General features: G+C 40.2%; 17 protein-coding genes and 1 riboswitch. Of the genes, 6 read left to right on the forward strand and 11 right to left on the reverse strand.

What is annotated here, in order from left to right:
* Positions 1-31 precede the first annotated feature (31 nt).
* From BM163_RS14090 to BM163_RS02435, 8 genes are all read right to left on the reverse strand, one after another.
* Positions 32-943 carry a methyl-accepting chemotaxis protein gene (locus BM163_RS14090; protein WP_089799836.1) on the reverse strand — a complete coding sequence of 304 codons (912 nt, stop codon included), beginning with the start codon at positions 941-943 and terminating at the stop codon, positions 32-34.
* Positions 944-1,186: 243 nt separating this feature from the next.
* Entirely contained in the window at positions 1,187-2,875 is a 1,689-nt protein-coding gene (locus tag BM163_RS02405; RefSeq protein ID WP_089799838.1) for a methyl-accepting chemotaxis protein, read from the reverse strand.
* 119 nt (positions 2,876-2,994) lie between these two features.
* Positions 2,995-4,092 (reverse strand): alpha-hydroxy acid oxidase, encoded by a 1,098-nt coding sequence (locus tag BM163_RS02410; protein WP_089799840.1) that lies wholly within the window; start codon positions 4,090-4,092, stop codon positions 2,995-2,997.
* Between the two features lie 9 nt (positions 4,093-4,101).
* Complete coding sequence (locus BM163_RS02415) at positions 4,102-4,761, reverse strand: methionine ABC transporter permease (protein WP_089799842.1); 660 nt, start codon at positions 4,759-4,761, stop codon at positions 4,102-4,104.
* On the reverse strand, positions 4,754-5,776 hold the full coding sequence (locus BM163_RS02420; protein WP_089799844.1) for a methionine ABC transporter ATP-binding protein: 1,023 nt from the start codon (positions 5,774-5,776) through the stop codon (positions 4,754-4,756). The genes BM163_RS02415 and BM163_RS02420 overlap by 8 nt, the downstream gene beginning before the upstream one ends.
* Positions 5,777-5,789: 13 nt before the next feature.
* Positions 5,790-6,590 (reverse strand): MetQ/NlpA family ABC transporter substrate-binding protein, encoded by an 801-nt coding sequence (locus BM163_RS02425; RefSeq protein ID WP_089799846.1) that lies wholly within the window; start codon positions 6,588-6,590, stop codon positions 5,790-5,792.
* Between the two features lie 88 nt (positions 6,591-6,678).
* Positions 6,679-6,787, reverse strand: a riboswitch (SAM riboswitch).
* 86 nt (positions 6,788-6,873) lie between these two features.
* Positions 6,874-7,656 carry a carbon-nitrogen family hydrolase gene (locus BM163_RS02430; RefSeq protein ID WP_244946854.1) on the reverse strand — a complete coding sequence of 261 codons (783 nt, stop codon included), beginning with the start codon at positions 7,654-7,656 and terminating at the stop codon, positions 6,874-6,876.
* Between the two features lie 2 nt (positions 7,657-7,658).
* On the reverse strand, positions 7,659-8,756 hold the full coding sequence (locus BM163_RS02435; RefSeq protein ID WP_089799850.1) for an iron-containing alcohol dehydrogenase family protein: 1,098 nt from the start codon (positions 8,754-8,756) through the stop codon (positions 7,659-7,661).
* Between the two features lie 157 nt (positions 8,757-8,913).
* On the opposite strand from BM163_RS02435, the gene BM163_RS02440 reads away from it, so the two are divergent.
* The 6 genes from BM163_RS02440 (at position 8,914) to BM163_RS02465 (ending at position 14,103) form a co-directional block, all read left to right on the forward strand.
* On the forward strand, positions 8,914-9,108 hold the full coding sequence (locus BM163_RS02440; RefSeq protein WP_089799852.1) for a DUF6366 family protein: 195 nt from the start codon (positions 8,914-8,916) through the stop codon (positions 9,106-9,108).
* A 173-nt stretch (positions 9,109-9,281) separates the two neighbouring features.
* The gene (locus BM163_RS02445) at positions 9,282-10,472 is read left to right on the forward strand and encodes a pyridoxal phosphate-dependent aminotransferase (RefSeq protein ID WP_089799854.1); all 1,191 of its coding nucleotides are present in this window, start codon (positions 9,282-9,284) and stop codon (positions 10,470-10,472) included.
* A 152-nt stretch (positions 10,473-10,624) separates the two neighbouring features.
* Entirely contained in the window at positions 10,625-11,554 is a 930-nt protein-coding gene (locus tag BM163_RS02450; protein ID WP_174787611.1) for a metal ABC transporter solute-binding protein, Zn/Mn family, read from the forward strand.
* A gap of 14 nt (positions 11,555-11,568) precedes the next feature.
* A complete protein-coding gene (locus BM163_RS02455; protein WP_089799856.1) occupies positions 11,569-12,306 on the forward strand; it encodes a metal ABC transporter ATP-binding protein in 738 nt (245 codons plus the stop codon).
* Between the two features lies 1 nt (position 12,307).
* Complete coding sequence (locus tag BM163_RS02460) at positions 12,308-13,222, forward strand: metal ABC transporter permease (RefSeq protein ID WP_089799858.1); 915 nt, start codon at positions 12,308-12,310, stop codon at positions 13,220-13,222.
* The gene (locus BM163_RS02465; protein ID WP_089799860.1) at positions 13,219-14,103 is read left to right on the forward strand and encodes a metal ABC transporter permease; all 885 of its coding nucleotides are present in this window, start codon (positions 13,219-13,221) and stop codon (positions 14,101-14,103) included. Before BM163_RS02460 ends, BM163_RS02465 begins: the two co-directional genes overlap by 4 nt.
* Before the next feature lie 53 nt (positions 14,104-14,156).
* Here the strand turns inward: BM163_RS02465 and BM163_RS02470 are convergent, their stop codons facing one another.
* From BM163_RS02470 to BM163_RS02480, 3 genes are all read right to left on the reverse strand, one after another.
* Positions 14,157-15,608, reverse strand: a complete 1,452-nt coding sequence (locus BM163_RS02470) for an amidase family protein (protein WP_089799863.1) — start codon at positions 15,606-15,608, stop codon at positions 14,157-14,159.
* 137 nt (positions 15,609-15,745) lie between these two features.
* Positions 15,746-17,527 carry a DUF4153 domain-containing protein gene (locus BM163_RS02475; RefSeq protein ID WP_089799865.1) on the reverse strand — a complete coding sequence of 594 codons (1,782 nt, stop codon included), beginning with the start codon at positions 17,525-17,527 and terminating at the stop codon, positions 15,746-15,748.
* Positions 17,528-17,658: 131 nt separating this feature from the next.
* On the reverse strand, positions 17,659-18,291 hold the full coding sequence (locus tag BM163_RS02480) for a cyclase family protein (RefSeq protein WP_089799867.1): 633 nt from the start codon (positions 18,289-18,291) through the stop codon (positions 17,659-17,661).
* Positions 18,292-18,341 lie beyond the last annotated feature (50 nt).

Below are 18,341 nucleotides of genomic sequence, written 5' to 3' on the forward strand. Positions count from 1 at the left end.
ACATTAGCTTCTCTTTTTTATTTCTATTTATCTAAATTATCGTTGTTACTTCTTCAGCTTGTTTAGATAGCTGCTCAGCTGCATCTAATACATTATCAAAATCAGTCGTTGCAGTGGCAACATCTTTTTTAGCCACCTTGATATTTTCCTGCACTTCTTTTGCATCACCGACTATTTGAGAAATTTCGGCTGTTATACGTTCAATGTTTTGTCTTATTTCACCAATAGATTGATCTACACCTGTCGCTAATTTCCTTACTTCATCAGCCACCACGCTAAAGCCGCGACCATGTTCACCAGCACGTGCCGCTTCAATTGCTGCGTTTAGGGCTAAAAGATTCGTTTGTGACGCAATGCCTCGAATGGTTTTAACGATATCTTGTATAGATGCCGTGTCATTTTGAAGTGTTTCTAATGTGATTTTTGACGTGTCGTATGCTCTATCTATTTGCTCGACTTGCTTTGCTAAATCTTTACTGCGGGCAATCCCCGTTTTAGCTCGCTCATTTAATACACGCGACATATCACTTAACTGTTCTACAACATGCGTTACTGTTTCTTGGCGGCTTGTAATATCTGTTGCTACCTTTACAACACCGACTACTTTACCCGCTGCATTTTTTAACGGCATGTACGTTGCCTCTAACCAGACCCTATTTCCTGATTTTGCTTTACGGTCAATTTTGTTTTGGTAACTTTTCCCGTTGTATAAATCATTCCAAAATGCATCATAGTCCTTACTCTTACTAAACGATTCAAAGCAGAGCTCTTTGTGATGCATCCCCAGCATCTCTTTCGTCGAGTAACCTACCGTTCCAGCAAACAACCCGTTCACATAAGATACCCGACGATTTAAGTCAAATTGAATAATCGCAAGGTTACTTTCTAGCGCTTCAATAATAAGTTCACTCGCTTCACAGCTTTCAAATAATTTTCTTTCCATCATTTCTTCCCCCATCGACTCTGTCACTTCTGTGACAAGCCTGTCAAATTAACTCACGTGTTACACCCTAACAGTAAAAAACCCCTTCTTTATTACTCTCAGCTATATTTATCAATTTTTTAGCGTTTTACTATACATTAACTATACAAAGACTATACAAATCCAGATTAAAAGTCAAAGCATTTGCTTAATCCGCTTTAAAAACGCTAAAAGCCCTGCATGCGTGATGCAGGGCACGTTCACTTATGAAATTGTTTTAAAATGACTGACTTCTTTACCTAAGCTCTCCGCTAATTCTGCAAGTGTATTTGCGCTTGCAGATATTTCATTCATTGAGCTAGCTGACTGTTCAGAAGAAGCAGCTGTTTCTTCAATACCAGCAGCTGACTCTTGGGCAACTGATGCTATTTCCTCAATAGATGTATTGATTAAAACACTTTCACTCGTAACATCCGAGAGTGTATTCGTGACATATTCAATCTTTTCAACCATTTGTTTAATGGCGTCATTAATTACGTTAAAGTTCTGACCTGTTTGAGCCATTTGAACCGTACCCATATTGACTTCATTATAGCCATTTTCTAACGCAAGAACGACTTCTTTCGTGTCTCCTTGAATACCTTGAATGATCGTCGTAATTTCTCGCACTGAATCTGAGACGTTTTCTGCTAATTTTCTCACTTCATCAGCTACAACCGCAAAGCCTGAACCATGTTCCCCAGCACGTGCTGCTTCAATCGCTGCGTTTAATGCAAGAAGGTTCGTCTGTTCCGCGATATCTTGAATCACATCAACAAGTTTGGATACTTGATTCGAGCGCTGCTCAAGACTTGATACTTTCTTCACAGCATCATTCACAATTGAATCAATCTTCATCATTTGATTAATGGCTTGTTCCATCATTTTATAACCATCATCTGTTTTTTCAATCACTGTCGCAGAATCTTCAGAAACGAGTTCTGTCTTCTCATTAGCCTCTGCAATACGTTTAAGAAAGTCTTCCATCTTCTCTGACAAGGTAGATACGGTATGTGCTTGCGTTTCAGAACCTGATGACAATTCTTGCATCGTTGAGGCAATTTGTTCTGAACCTTCGCGTACTTCCAGTGATGATTGCGTTAACGCTTCACTTGCGCCAGATACACGTTCTGCTGCACTTGATACACTGCGAATGACCGCCTGTAAATCTTCTTGCATCATATTCATCGACTCTGTTAATTCACCAATTTCATCTTTGCGTGTTGTTTTCAATTCATCTTGCGTAAGATCCCCTTGCGCAATAGCTGTTAAACGCGTCGCGATTTTTTTTAAAGGACTACCTACGTAACGTCCCATGACAACACCTAATATAATCGCTAGAACAACAGCACCAATCGCAATGAAAAAGATAATTGAGCGCGTCCATATAAAGGCTGACTCGCCATTGGAATAATCTCCTTCAGCAATCACTAAACTTCCATCTCGCAGTTGATAAAGCGTATCGCGAAAAGCACGAAAATCATTGCCGGCTGTGTCAATGCCCCTAGCCGCTTGTTCAAAAGAGCCACTTGAAACAAGTCTTGCATTCTCGGCCGCTTGAACATTATATGTATTCCACTGTTCAACCATTTGATCGAATAAGATACGCTCATCAGCTTCCATATTAAATTCACTATATCTTTCAAGTAAGATATCCATTACTTCTAGAGCATTAGAAGCATCACTACCTCTTGTGGGGTTTTCCTCAGCTACACCCAACAGTAATTGTACACTGATATTTTCACCTGTTTGAATAATTTCTGTCATAACACCGAGCGGCTCTACTCGGTTTCGATAGAGTAACCGTGTATTATTTTGAATCTGACCCATACCCCATATACCTGCCACGCCGACAACCAATACTAATAGCGCAACAACAACATAAGAGCTAATTAATTTACCCTTGATCTTCATTGTTATACCCCCTAAAAAATATCCACTTCCTTCTTATTATATCGTCTCATTCTACTAGTTGTGAACAGATTCAACAAAAAAACTTATATTTCTTTAGTCGGATGCACAAAAAAACGCCCCTAACGTTCGAGTCGTTTTAAGTGGTCATGATGACAGTCTAAGATTGACGTCGCACCTAATAGTTTTAAATTAATTTCTAAATCTTCTTTTAGCGTTGAAAGTACATCCATAACGCCTGATTCACCACCTGTTAAACCATAAATATAAGGCCGACCAACCAATACCGCATCTGCACCCAAAATAAGCGATTTAATAATATCTGCCCCGCGCCTAATCCCGCCATCTAGAATAAGCGGGAAATCATTGCCCACTTTTTCTCTTATTGCCGATAAAACCTCCAGTGGTTCTATCGCACTATCTAATTGTCTTGCCCCGTGATTACTTACAATAATACCTTTTGCGCCGATGTCTTGACACCGTTTCGCATCATCAGGATGGAGCACACCTTTGATGATGACCGGTAACGACGTACTTTTAATTAACTGTTGTACTTTCTTAAACGTAAGCGACGGATTAAACAAAATGGATTGTATTTTCTGTTTGACTTCTGCTGAATCCATAGTGGGTGACAGGTAACGCGCCTGAAAAACAGGATCGGCTAAAAAGTTAGCCATGCCTGCGCCTTCATCCATCGGAAAGTAATTATGTGACAAATCAATTTCACGCCGTCCCAAAACAGGCGTATCAACAGTAATCACCAAACCTTTGACACCGGCCGCTTCTGCACGGCGAACAAAACTTTCTCTGACATCATCATCGCTTGGCCAATACAACTGAAAGTAGTGATCAGCGACTGCCATTACCTCACTCACTTCTTCAATACTATAACTTGAGACAGTACTTTGGATAAAAGGCACACCAGCTGCGTCTGCAGCGCGTGCGCTTGCCAGTTCCCCTGCCTCATGAACAATTGTATGAAAACCGATTGGCGCGAGTAAATACGGTGCTTGAATCGATGAGCCAAATAGGTGTGTTGTTGTGTCAGTGAGACTAACCTCTCTTAATACACGTGGAATCAAGCGATAGCGATCAAACTGCTTTATATTATAAGACAAACTTACTTCACTGCCTGAACCACCAGATAAGTATCCAAAAGCATTCGCAGACAGCGTTTCCTTTGCTTTCTTTTCCCAATCTACACCTGTTTTTCTAGACATATATCCACCTTAATCTTTCTTTGCTTTTTGACTGAGTATATTACCAAAAGATTGAATCGCTTGAATAATGATAATAAGAATTACAATCGTCACATACATCACATCGGGTTGATAGCGGACATGACCAAAGCGATAAGCTAAATCACCAAGGCCACCCGCACCGACAAGGCCAGCCATAGCTGTCGCCCCTATTAGGCCAATAACCGCAATCGTTATACCTAAAATAATCGATGGTTTAGCTTCACGAATCATCACATGCCAAATGATCGATAAGGGTTTGATGCCCATCGCTTGATAAGCCTCAATAACTCCCTGGTCAACTTCAAGTAAAGACGATTCTATTAACCTTGCCAAATAAGGTGCCGTATAAATAACTAACGGAATAATGACACCACGTACCCCTATAGACGTTCCTACAATAAGACGCGTAAACGGAAGTAATGCGAAGAGTAAGATTATAAACGGTACAGAACGAATCGTATTAATAATGACATTAAGCACGCGGTAAAGCCAAATATTCCTCTTATCACCCGTTCGACTAATCACTAATAATACACCGAGTGGTAGACCGATTAAAATGGAGAAAAAAAGACTGATTGTCACCATTTGAAACGTTGCAAACGTCTCATCTACAATTGTTGTTCCCCAGCGATCAATAAATTCAGCCATGACTCCTTACCTCCCTTACAATCACACCGTGTGTTGTTAAATAATCTATCGCTTTGGTTGTTTCTTCAGTATTGCCTTTAACGTGTGCACGCAACTTACCGAATGTTTGATCCTTTAATTCCACAATATTACCTGAAAGAATATTCGTCTCAATATGAAAGAGATTAGAAATTGTTGATAGACTTGGCTTTTCTGCCACTTCGCCAACAAACGTCAAATCTAAAATCGGACCATCTTTTCTCAAATCTTCAATAATTGCACCTGGGGTTTGACTTGGAAATATACTGCTGACAAACCGCTTTGTCGTCTCGTGTTTAGGATCTGTGTAAAGATCTACGACGAGGCCTTGTTCGATAATTTTTCCGTTTTCCATCACGGCCACACGGTCACAAATCTGTTGAATCACATGCATTTCATGTGTAATTAATAAAATCGTAATCCCGAGTTCCCGATTGATTTTTAAAAGTAGCGCTAGTATTTGGTCTGTTGTATCTGGGTCAAGTGCGCTTGTTGCCTCATCACTTAGAAGAATATCTGGTTCATGTGAAAGAGCACGCGCAATCGCTACACGTTGTTTTTGTCCACCTGATAACTGGTTCGGATAAACATCGGTTTTATCACTGAGACCGACAATATCTAAATATTTTTTCACTCTCACTTTAATCTCTGCTTCACTCACACCTGTAAGTTTAAGTGGGATAGCGATGTTTTGATACACTGTCAGCGTTTTAAGTAGATTAAACCCTTGAAAAATCATCCCAATATTTTGTCGTTTTTGTCGTAACTGTTCTTTTGATAATGTCACGAGGTCTTCACCATCAATGATCACACTACCCGATGTCGGTACCTCTAATAGATTAGCCATGCGGACCAGGGTACTTTTCCCTGCTCCGCTATAACCGATGACACCGTATATTTCACCTTTTGAAACAGTGAGACTAACATCATCTAAGGCTTTAATTACAGTGTTTTTTCCGGTATGAAATTCTTTTGTGATATTTCTTAATTCAATCATCGATTTTGCCTCCTTACCATGAGGCAACAACTGATCCTTCAAATGTGTCCTCAATAAATTGTTTTACTTCGTCTGATTGATAAATACGAATGAATTTTTCAATAACAGGATCATCACTGTTTTCTTCTCTTGCGACAATCAAATTCACCCAAGGTGAATCACTTGGTTCAATGTAGATAGCATCTTCTGTCGGTACAAAACCATGTTCGATCGCAAAGTTTGTATTGATTGCTGCTGCAGCTACTTCTTCTAATTGACGCGGAATTTGTGACGCCTCAAGTTCAATAAAGTCTAAGTTTAATGGATTCTCTTCAATATCAAGCACCATCGCCTCTGCACCCACACCCTCTTTTAACGTAATGAGACCAGCCGCTTCAAATAAAATCAAGGCACGGGCACCATTGGTTGGATCATTAGGTAAAGCAACTTTATCGCCTTCTTGTAACTGACTCACATCCGCGATCTCTGTTGAGTAAATACCCATCGGGAAATTAACTGTTGTTGCCACCGCTTCTATTTCATATCCACGGTCACTTTTCGCGTTATCTAAAAATGGTTGGTGCTGGTAACTATTTAAATCAAGCTCTCCCTCGTCAAGGGCTGTATTTGGAATCACATATTCAGTGAATACTTCAATGTTAACCGTTAAATCTTCTTCAGCGGCTAGTTCTTTTACTTTTTCTAATATTTGTTCGTGTGGTCCCGCTGTTACACCTACAGTAATCTCATTCTCACTTAGTGTCGTTGCTTCATCACCACATCCTGCCAACACAACTAAAACGGCTAAACTAATTAATGCTAATAACTTTCTCATTTCGTTTCCCCCTCAGGTTATTCCGGACCTTTACATTTAAAAAGCCTCAATTTATCAAGTGATAAATTGAGGCTTTAAAGGCATACTCAACTTATCTGTCGTCCCTAATAAATTAGGGCTGCTGGATTTGGCACGAGGACATATAGTCTGTTGCCGAGGCTTCAAAGGGCCAGTCCCTCCACCTCTCTTGATAAGATCCGGTTAATATTTTTTTGTTGAGACTTACTTTACACAACGTTTTTAAAAAAGTCAACACAATTTTCTAAACTTTTAAAACTTTTCGTTATTTCAACTGGTAAAGATCCGGTCTTCTATCTTCATAAACAGGAATTTCCCGGCGAATTCGCTTCACTTCAGCTAAATCAAGTGTAGCTTCAAGAATCATTTCATCATTTCCCGCTTCACTAACAACCTCTCCCCAAGGGCTAATGACGAGTGAATGTCCACCGAAAACGTTGTTAGGGTCACTCCCCACCCGGTTACAAGCAACAACATACACTTGATTTTCAATTGCACGAGCGATAAGCAGTGTTCGCCAGTGATCCAGTCGTTGTTTGGGCCACTGCGCAACCACGTATAATATCTCTACATCATCAAGCATCTGCGTTTTTATCCACTCTGGAAAACGAATGTCGTAGCAAATCACGGCAGCTGATGACACGCCGTTCAACTGAAAGACACCTTTTCCTTTCCCTTCTGCCAAGTATTGCTCTTCATTCATCAAACGGAAGAGATGCGCTTTGTCATATGAAAAAATAACATCACCCGTTCGAGCAATAACAGGGAGTGTATTATAAAATTGGCCATCGCGCTCTGTTGGAATAGAGCCTGCAATAATATCAACATCATGTACCTTCGCCAGGGTGTGTAATGGCGTTAACAAATCATTAGTGACCACATCAGCTAACATATCTAAACGATAACCCATTGGCCAAAATTCCGGTAATATTACCGTATCAACTTTCGAACTTAATTGTTTGAATTGTGCTTTGATATGGTCCAGGTTGGCTTTTACATCGCCAAACTGAATATCCATTTGTAAGCACGCCACATGTTTTAATGTCACACTCATTCTCCCCTTTGCGCTCTAATTATGACATGTTGTTCTAACTCACACATAGCAAGGTGAAGAGCCTCTTTTGTTACCTCGCCCAATAAATGAATCGACTCATTTTCTCGGACTGCATGACGAGCAACGTGTTCCCATTTCTCATCCAAGTCTTTTGTAATGCCGAAATCAGCAAACGTTTTAGGTAATCCGAGTTCGTCATAGTACGGTAACAATTGATCAATTTCGTCCCACTCGTTAAATAATGCTAATTGGACAAGAATACCGTAGCTGACCTTATCTCCATGCAAGAGGTGGTGTGTTTCTTCTAGGACTGTTAAACCGTTATGAATGGAGTGAGCCCCGGAAATACGGCCATAATGCTCACCAAAACCTCCGACCATTCCACTCGCCATGATGATTGCATCAACAACGTCAATAAACTCGTTACTAACTACCTTCTGTTTAGCATCATCTAGCGCCTGTTTACCGGAAGTAATCAAAACATCTTGGCACAATTTGGCCGCGTGTTGACTGACTTTCACTGCAAGTGGTTGATGAACCATTTCTAAAACGAGTGGCCTTGCTTCATACCACTTGGCTAGCGTATCACCAATCCCAGCACGTAAGTATTCGCTTGGTGTTTCAATCATTATTTTCGGTTCAACAGCAACCATAAAGGCGGCTTGGTCAAAAATAACGTGATCAGTAAATACGCCTTCTTCTGTATAAAACACGCTAAGTGGCGTAAGTGCCGCACAATTAGAAGCCAATGTCGGGATTATAAAATAGGGTAAGCGCATGAGCGTAGCCGTTGCCTTTGTAACATCAATGACCTTGCCTCCTCCAACTGCGATTAAATAATCCACACCCCCTTCTTCAGCGATGGCCTCTAACCTCGTCACTTCCTCACGCGAACATTCGCCACTGTATTGCTCGACCACAACATTTAGATCTGTCGCTCTTAAGTGCGGTTCTGCCACACGATAAGATGCCTCTCCTGTCACTAGTAACCCTTTTTTCAATCCATAACGACAAATAACCTGTGCCATTTCTTTAATTGCCCCGTCATGGTGACGGTATATATTCGGTGTCCCTTGCACTTTTATTGTCTCCATCATTCCTTGCCTCCTGCGATCATTGTTTTGTTTATTGTCCGACACTCACGCATTTATGTCAATCTTTCGAATTTTCATACTTCGATTTATTTATAAAATTTTCCATGTTATAATATTTCTATCAAGGTTCATCAACATATGAACGGGAGGCGTGTAAATGAAACTAGAAGATAAAAGCGAAGCGCTTAACCAACAGGAAAGAAAAGCATCACCAACAGCAAATAGCCGTGACGCTCTAGAGCGTGCGCGTTATGGGAGCACAAAAGATTTAGCAAGTAGCTTAAGTACAAAAGTACTCGGAGTGATTATTTTGATTCTCATCGCTGCTATTTTCCTTATTGCCTTATTGTGATAAAAAATACTACACTACAAGCACCTAACGGTGCTTTTTTTCGTTCAGATAGACGTAAAAAAACGACAACTGAGAAAAAACACTAGACGAATGAGGTCGTTTTCGTTAGACTGTATCACAAACGAATTCGTCAGAATGTTAAATAAATTTACTCAATTGAAAGGCGTGACATAATGATTCATCCATCTTCAGACTTACTTAAACGTTTACCCAAACAGTTTTTTAATGATTTAGTTCAAACGGTGCACCGCTTCCAACAGGAAGGCTATGATGTGATTAATTTAGGGCAAGGCAATCCCGATTTACCAACACCTACAGCAATTGTTGATGCCCTAAAACAAGCGGCAGACGATACAAGACATCACAAATATTCTCCGTTTCAAGGTTACATAGAATTAAAACAGGCGGTGAGTGATTATTATTCACGCGAATATGACGTGACACTGGACCCATCAACTGAAGTCGCGATTTTACCTGGTACAAAAACGGGGCTCGTTGAATTAAGTCAATGCTTATTAAATCCTGGGGACACCGTACTTGTACCCGACCCAGGGTATCCTGACTACTTATCAGGCGTTGCCTTAGCCGGAGCAGAGGTTATCCCGATGCCATTATTAGCCACCAATCAGTTTTTACCGAATTATCAAGACCTCGAAAAAACTGATCTGTCTCAAACGAAATTAATGTTTATAAATTACCCCAATAACCCTACTGGCGCTAAAGCTGACGAATCCTTCTTCTCGGAGACCGTCTCCTTTGCCAAGAAACATCACATTTCTGTGTGTCATGATTTTGCTTATCACACCATCCAATTCGATGGCGAAAAAGCCCCTAGTTTTTTAGCAACTCCTGGCGCTAAAGAAGTTGGCATTGAAATGTTTACTCTATCAAAAGCCTATAATATGGCGGGCTGGCGCGTAGGTTTTGCGGTAGGAAATAAAAGCATTATTAAAAAGCTCGAATTGATTCAAGACCATTTATATGTGAGCATCTTCGGGGCCGTTCAAATGGCGGCTAAAGCGGCCTTGACGGGGGATCAAACAACGACAATAGCCCTTACTAAAACATATGAAACTAGACGTCACGCACTAATCACTGCTTTAACCGAGCTGGGTTGGGATGTTCAAGCACCCGCAGGAACTTTTTTCTGTTGGTTGAAAGTACCAGAAAACTTTACCTCAGAAAGCTTCAGTGCCTATTTGTTGGAGGAAGCAAAAGTAGTCGTTGCTCCAGGAAATGGTTTTGGTTCATACGGTGAAGGTTATGTAAGACTGGCTCTACTTGATTCTGTTGATCGCTTAATAGAGGCGGCTCATCGCATAGAAAAAACAGGCCTTTTCAAAGCCAAACAGACCATGACATGATCTTTAATCAAATCACTGTGCGACATTTACACATAGACTTTTGTCTATGTGTTTTTTATTTTAATAAATTCAGTTTCTCCACTTGACAACGTCCTGTTAAGTGCGTTAAATTGTACTCATACAAAAGAATTGCCCTAGGGCAAAAAAGGAGGATGATAATGTTGTTTAAGAAATTAACGTGGCTCATCATTTTAGGAGTTACTTTACTATTAGTAGCTTGTAGCAACGGAGAAAGCACACATGAAACTAACGAAAAAGTTAACATCGTGACAACGATCGCGCAAATCGGTGAACCTTTAGCTGTGATTGGACAAGACAAGGTCGAAGTAACAAGCTTAATGGGACCATCCATTGATCCACACTTATACAATCCCACACAAAGTGATATCCAAAAGGTGGACGAAGCAGATATCGTTTTATATAACGGGCTAGACTTAGAAGCAAATATGACCACTATTTTTGAAGCTCTTAGCGATGAAAAAGTAGTTCTAGCCGTAAGTGATACCATTGATGAAGCAGACCTTTTATATGAAGATGATAAAATCGTCGATCCACACATATGGTTTGATATCGACTTGTGGCAGCAAGCTTTGGATAGCGCTGTAGGAGTATTAAAAGATTATTCCCCGGAAAACGCTGAATTTTTCGAAGCGAATAAACAAGCGTACTTTGAGGAGCTCGATCAATTACGAATATTTTCAGAAAAAATTCACGAAATCCCTAAAGAACAACGCATTCTTGTGACAGCACATGATGCTTTCGGATACTTTGGTGAGAAATACGCTATGGATGTGATTGGACTTCAAGGGCTAAGCACAGAAGACGAAGTAGGCCTATCAGATATTAATGACACCATTGACATTATAGAAAAACACCATGTTCCTGCGATATTTGTAGAAAGCAGTATTAACGAAAATACTATACAAGCCGTACTCGAAGGGGCCCAAAACAAAGGACTAGATGTTCGATTAGGTGGTGAACTTTTCTCAGATGCGATGGGTGCAGAAGGAACTGAAGAAGGCACTTATATCGGTATGTACAAACACAACATCGAAACGATTTATCAAGCATTAAAACCTTAAAGGAGTGAAGCGTCATGTCTCAGCCCGTCATCAGCGTCAAACATTTAGTCGCTGCTTACCAAAAAAATACAGTGCTAGAAAACGTCAGTTTTTCTATTCCTGCCGGTTCATTAACGGCGATTGTCGGACCTAACGGGGCTGGAAAATCAACGTTAATGAAGGTGTTGTTGAATCTTCATCCCGCCATTACCGGAGACATTACTTTCTTTGGTCGTCCCTTTAAAGAAGTAAAAAAACGTATTGGCTATGTACCGCAACGGGGATCTGTTGATTGGGATTTCCCAACTGATGCACTCGATGTCGTGACTATGGGGCTTTATGGCGATATCGGTTGGTTTAAACACCCGAAGAAACAACATAAAGCACGTGCTTTTGAGGCACTAGAGAAGATGGGGATGCAAGCATATGCCCATCGTCAAATCAGTCAATTATCAGGTGGACAACAACAACGCGTTTTCTTGGCGCGGGCCCTTGTTCAAAATGCCGATATTTACTTTATGGATGAACCCCTAGCAGGGGTTGATGCTGCAACAGAGCGGGCTATTATGGCTACATTAAAAAAATTAAATGCTCTAGGCAAAACAGTGATCGTTGTTCACCATGATTTACAAACTGTTGAAGATTACTTTGACCATGTGCTATTTTTAAATCAAACCATTATTAGTCACGGCAAGACACAAGATGTCTTTTCAAAAGATAATATTCGCCGCACTTATGGCGGAAATATCCGTTGGTTAGGGGGCGTTGATTGACATGTGGTCACTCTTACTAAATACAAATACCGGGTGGGTACTTCTTAGTACGACAATGCTCGGTATTGCTGCTGGCGCTATAGGTTGTCTTGCTTACTGGAAAAAACAAAACTTAATGAGCGATGCCTTGTCTCATGCTGCCTTACCCGGTGTTGTGATCACCTTTCTTATCTTCCAAGAGAAAAATCTGTTGCTCCTGGTTATTGGTGCCGGTATAAGTGCACTTATAGGTGCCTTATTGATCCAATGGATCACAACATCTAGTCGTATTTCAGAAGATGCGGCAATGGGGATGATTTTATCTGTCTTCTACGGTTTAGGCATTATGTTGTTATCGATTGCCTCACGTTCTAGTGGGGGAAATCAAAGTGGACTGGATAACTTCATATTTGGTCAAGCAGCAGCCATGGTACGCTCAGATATTCGGACGATGATGATGCTTGCAGTCATTGTCATATTAACTGTTGTAATAGGTTTTAAAGAATGGAAGATTTATTTATTTGATCAGTCATTTGCTAATAGTATTGGGTTACCTTTAAAGGCGATGAATACACTCTATACATTCGTTCTCGTTGTCACAATCGTTATTGGCATTCAGGCTGTAGGGGTCATCTTAATGGCAGCTATCTTAATTATCCCTGCCGTCAGTGCGCGTTACTGGACACATTCGTTTAAGTGCATGCTAATTATTTCCTCCATATTTGGTGCGTTTTCCGGAGCGATTGGCACGTTAATTAGTGCGCAAGGGCGGGGGTGGCCTACTGGGCCATTTATCGTCGTTGTTGCTGCTAGCTTCTTTATATTTTCTCTCGTGTTCGGTAAAGAGAAAGGCTTGCTGATTCATTACTTACACAGACAAAATCAAAGTAAGCAATACCGTGTGAATCAACTCCCAATAAAGGGGGCAATAAAATGACTTATACAGCTTGGATTATCATTACCGCGTCTTTAGTTGGCCTTTCATGCGGGTTAATTGGTGTCTTTCTTATTCTAAGAAAAACGGCGATGATGGCTGATGCAATCAGCCATACTGTTTTACTCGGCATTGTTTTAGCTTTTCTAGTGACAAATGAAGTAAGTGGTCCAATGATGCTGATTGGTGGTATAGGCTCCGGTCTACTCACAGCCTTTTTAGTACAATCGTTACATTCACTGGGTGTTCAGCATGATGCCTCTATGGGGATTATTTTTACAACGTTGTTTGCGATTGGCGTTATATTAATCTCTACGTCTGTCGGTAATGCTCATTTAGATATTCAACATGCCTTAATGGGAGAAATTACATTCATTCCTTTTGACACAACCCACTTACCTCTCATTGGGTCTGTCCCTAAAGCAACGCTTTTATTATTTAGTGTCTTTTTAATCGTACTCGTATTCATTATCGCGTTTTATAAAGAGTGGAAAATCACCTCTTTTGATCCTGCGCTTGCTGTTAGCATCGGTATTCCTGCGCTAGCTATGCACTATTTATTTATGGCCCTCGTCTCAGTCACAACCGTTGCCTCTTTTGATGCCGTTGGGGCAATAATGGTTGTAGCCATGCTTATAACACCTGCATCTGCTGCTTACCTTTGGACTGATCGGTTAGCCATTATGCTTATTTTAAGCAGTTTATTTGGTGTACTAGCGGCTATTTCTGGCTATTATATTGCCGTCTTTTTGGATGCATCCATCTCGGGATCAATGGCCTTCTCTACTGGCATCTTCTTTATGGTGAGCTTTATCGGGTCACCAAAACACGGCCTCCTATCCAAATGCCGTCGTCCTAGCCGCGCAAATCAGACGTCCATTTAAAAAAGCCAGCTCATCATGCAAAAGGTATCTTTGCAGAGATGAGCTGGCTTTTATCATTTGATTAGCGCTTCAATACGTGTGCCGACATGAAGCAATTCACTATCTTTATTCGCTGGGGAAATAAATGTTACACCAACCGGTTCTCCTGTTGAACGCTTAAACCCTGGTAGTGTAAGTGCAGGATAACCACTTGATGCATAAAGTGTTGTAGCATAATTACTCAGTGTCACAAGTATGTCCACTTCTTCAAACGCTTGATCGAGCGCTTTTTTTGTTATGGACTGATGGTTCATCACTTGTTTTGTGATGAGCTCTTCTTTTAGCGACGTGTCGATAGACTGTTTAATCAAATCTTGTCCATGCGGAGCATGATTTTTGAGATCTTGTTCATTAAATTGATAGACATCCAAAAGTGTGCGTGGTGTTATGTCATTTTTAAAGAAGGTCTTTACACCTTCTTTAAACTGATAGGTCAATACATCCATTATGTCTACCTCGTATGCCGCCTCATCTATCATCACGTCTGTGTAATCAACCCCATTGTCTTTAAGGATGTGCTTGAACTTTCTAAGTATTGCTTCATCATCGTCTCGATAGGTTGACTTTATATGTTCATCAGCTAAAAAGCCAAAACGATAATCTGTCACTTTCGATGTATACGTATCTATATCACAGGAAACATCTGTTATTGCGCGCAAGCCATAAAAACAATCTCTTACTGTTTGAGCCATTGGCCCAGCGGTATCATGCGCTTTAGCAAGTGGAATAATCCCAGACTGCGAGACAATCCCCCATGTTGGTTTAAGACCCGCTACCCCATTTTGACTCGCTGGGTAAATAATCGAACCTGCCGTTTCTGTGCCCATCGCAACAGGACACAATTTTAAACGGACAGCCACCGCACTTCCACTACTCGAACCTCCAACATCAAATTCTCCTTCTGGATGACGGGTTTGACCACCTACAGCTGAATACCCGTTAGCGCTATCTGTTGACATGAAGTTCGCCCATTCCGATAGATTGACTTTACCTAAAATCAGCGCACCTTTTTCTTTTAATGAACGGACAATATCAGCATCTTCTTTTGGATAGTAATCTTTTAGAATAGCCGCACCCGCTGTTGTTGGTAATGTTTTAGTTGCTATGTTGTCTTTTAATAGCACAGGTAATCCATATAACGGATCATTCGTATCACTATAGATGCATTGTCTAGCTTCTTCTATTACATCACCGTTAAGTGAAATTACCGCGTGATAAGAGGCATAATCCAATACGCGGTTGAAAAACACCGTCGCAATATCCTCATAATTGATTTTCCCTGATTTTACATATTTTTGTAACGCATCAACATCACTTTTGACAATGGTTCTCATCATCTCTTCTGTAAGTGATGCCCTCACTGGAAAACGCTCTCCTAGATTTTCCACTTCTACCGACGATGTCGGTGCATCATGATACTGCTTTCTCACTTGATCCTTTAAATATGCTGCAGAATTAAATCCCAATCCAACCACTCCCCGAATTCATGATACCTTCAATATGTTTTCTATTAGTTTACCTTTTTTAGTCGCTTTCAGCCAAAAAGTCGCCTCTATGTTACAGGCGACTTTAATTACGAACTTACGCTAGCATGTCCAACATATTAATCGGTTTTCACATCAATTAACGTATAGAAATTACCATAATACCCTTGGTCATAATAATCAAAGTTTTGAATAATAACAGTAATTTTCGCTTCATCCGTTTCTGCTGAATAGGTTGCCTGATCGAGCATTATTTCTCGGTGGTATTGATCAGCTTCTAAAGACTGAATGACATCATCGCCGTTAAAGGTAACGAGTGTGTTCTCATCACTATCTTCTATAGTGAACGTAAAGGTCGTCTCGCTCATTTGTTGATTGAACTGGTAATTTTCACCGTTATGTTCAAAATTAACGGTCTGTGTACTTACCCCAGGCTCTACGTGATTAATCATTAAGTGACTATAGCCTGAAATAGGTAACATCTCTCGTTCAAATGTATTGAGATAGACAGAGAACTGGAATCTATCATCCGTACCGTAGTCATAGGTTGCCTTAAATCCAAAAATCGATTCGAACGCTCCATCGTTCAAGATGCTATCAGGTAAATAATCAATCTTAGTTAATTGATTCAGATAGTCAAATTCATTGATATATTCTGTTATCTGCGACTTATCTGCCTCCGAAATAGTAGCATTAGGAATGATTTCACCGCCATTAAACATCTCATTGTCTTCCAGTAGTTGTTCTAGGCTAGCTTTTTGACTAAAGAAACTTACACTAAAGGCATCTAATGGTGGTGTGATAGAAATTAGCCCAAATACGACGAAGATTGGGGCAATCCAGCCCATTTTCTCTCGATTTAAAAAGCCATAAATAACCGCCATAATTGTACCAAAGACACCGAATAGTATGGCGAAATAGCGACCATATGTCACACCGGTATCCGTTAATTTAACGATAGATGCCATCGTTTGGAATAACACTATTGGCAACAACACTTTCGGGTAAATACGTGCAAACCAATCAGCAGTTTTCGTCTCAACTTCTAGTGAAAGAAGATAGACAAGTAAAACGATCACAGTGAACGATACAAGGAGCGGTTCTAGTAAGACTTCTGACCATAAATCACCTGTAATATTGATCATAATATACAGTAAAATAATCCCACTATAGATGCTCGTTAACGGAATAATTATATAGCTGAGCAATCGATCAAAAATAGGCGTCGTTTCCGTTAGACCTAATAGTTTATTCTTTTTTACTATTTGGTCTTTATTCGCCAACCTTTGATCTCTCGCGCCAATGTAGACCGGCATCATTGATAAAAAGAGTGCCGGGAAGAAAAGACTAGTAACGAGATTAAGAAAATGTAAAAAGACATTTGCGCCTGTTGTAAAGAGTAGCGCATTAACTAAAGCGATGATCAAGCTAATACCAATAGCTAACACAAAAGAATACAGGAAGGAAATAAAAAAGTTTTTGAAGAAAACAAACACATTTTGACTGAAGCGAAATTCACTTTGAATCGTTGGAATCCATATCATTAACAAAACACTCATCAATACAATAACACTCGTTCTAACGCCCACTTGAATAGACATAAAACTCGGCCAATCTTGAAGGAAAAAGTACCCAAGCGTTAAAATAAGCGCTCCCCACATTAACAACATACGCACTTTAATTTGAACATAAAAGCGTTCATAAATATGTTCAAATACGATACTTAGGAGTATACCAATAATAAAGGTGTAGCTAAAGCGATACATTGCTTCATCATTTGATTCAATCATAAACATGTTCGCAATCGTTAAGCTTAAAATAAAACTAAAGGCTAACGGATAACGTCCAACTGCCTGAATCGTGTCATTTAACTGTTGTTCTATACGCGTTAATATCTTCATATTATCCACCCTTTCACATCAATAACTACTTGTTACGTTTTAATCTGTACTTACAACAATCTATACCCTAATAAAGTAACATTCATGCTTTATTCTTCTGTTAGCTCACGTTTTCCCCATACGCATTATGTTCAATATACCTCGCCATCTAACGGCGTTAGTATGGCTCTTATGGGGCTCGCATCTGCTCCGATAATTTTTAACGGTACCGCATAGAGCCAATAAACGCCAGGTGCTACATGATTTAAAAAAAGATTTTCTATAATAGTCATGTTTGATGCATGAAGCGCTTGGTGGATAGGTAACGTTTTGGAGGTTACCTCGTCAACAGAAGGTGCGTCCGTTCCTATGAGCTTCACTCCTTGCTTAGATAAATAATTTACAGCATCTTCTGTCAATAATGGAAACTGTTCTGGAAAAATAGTAGGCGCTCGATCAAGCATATGAAAAAGTACGCGCGGAGTATTATTAAAGTCGAAACATTTTAAGTCACTCTCCGTAACTTTCTCTAAATGCGTGACGTCTATTATTTGACAGCGTCCAATCCCAATTGAAAGGTTAACCTGATCAATTGTGGCACCATGTTCATCGTAATGAAACGGCGCATCCATGTGGGTACCGTTATGCAGACTCAAGCTCATTTCACCTATATTAACGGCGTTAGTTTCTTTCATCGTGGCACTTAATTTAAAGTGAAAGGGCGTATCACCCGGCCAAACAGCACCTTCGTTTATAAGTGGCATCGTAATATCAATATAGTGCATAATCTCTCCCCTTTTTTAAAATCATCCGTTTCATTAACTGAATATGAACG

The organism is Halolactibacillus alkaliphilus, from assembly GCF_900115465.1.
Lineage (GTDB): Bacteria > Bacillota > Bacilli > Bacillales > Amphibacillaceae > Halolactibacillus > Halolactibacillus alkaliphilus.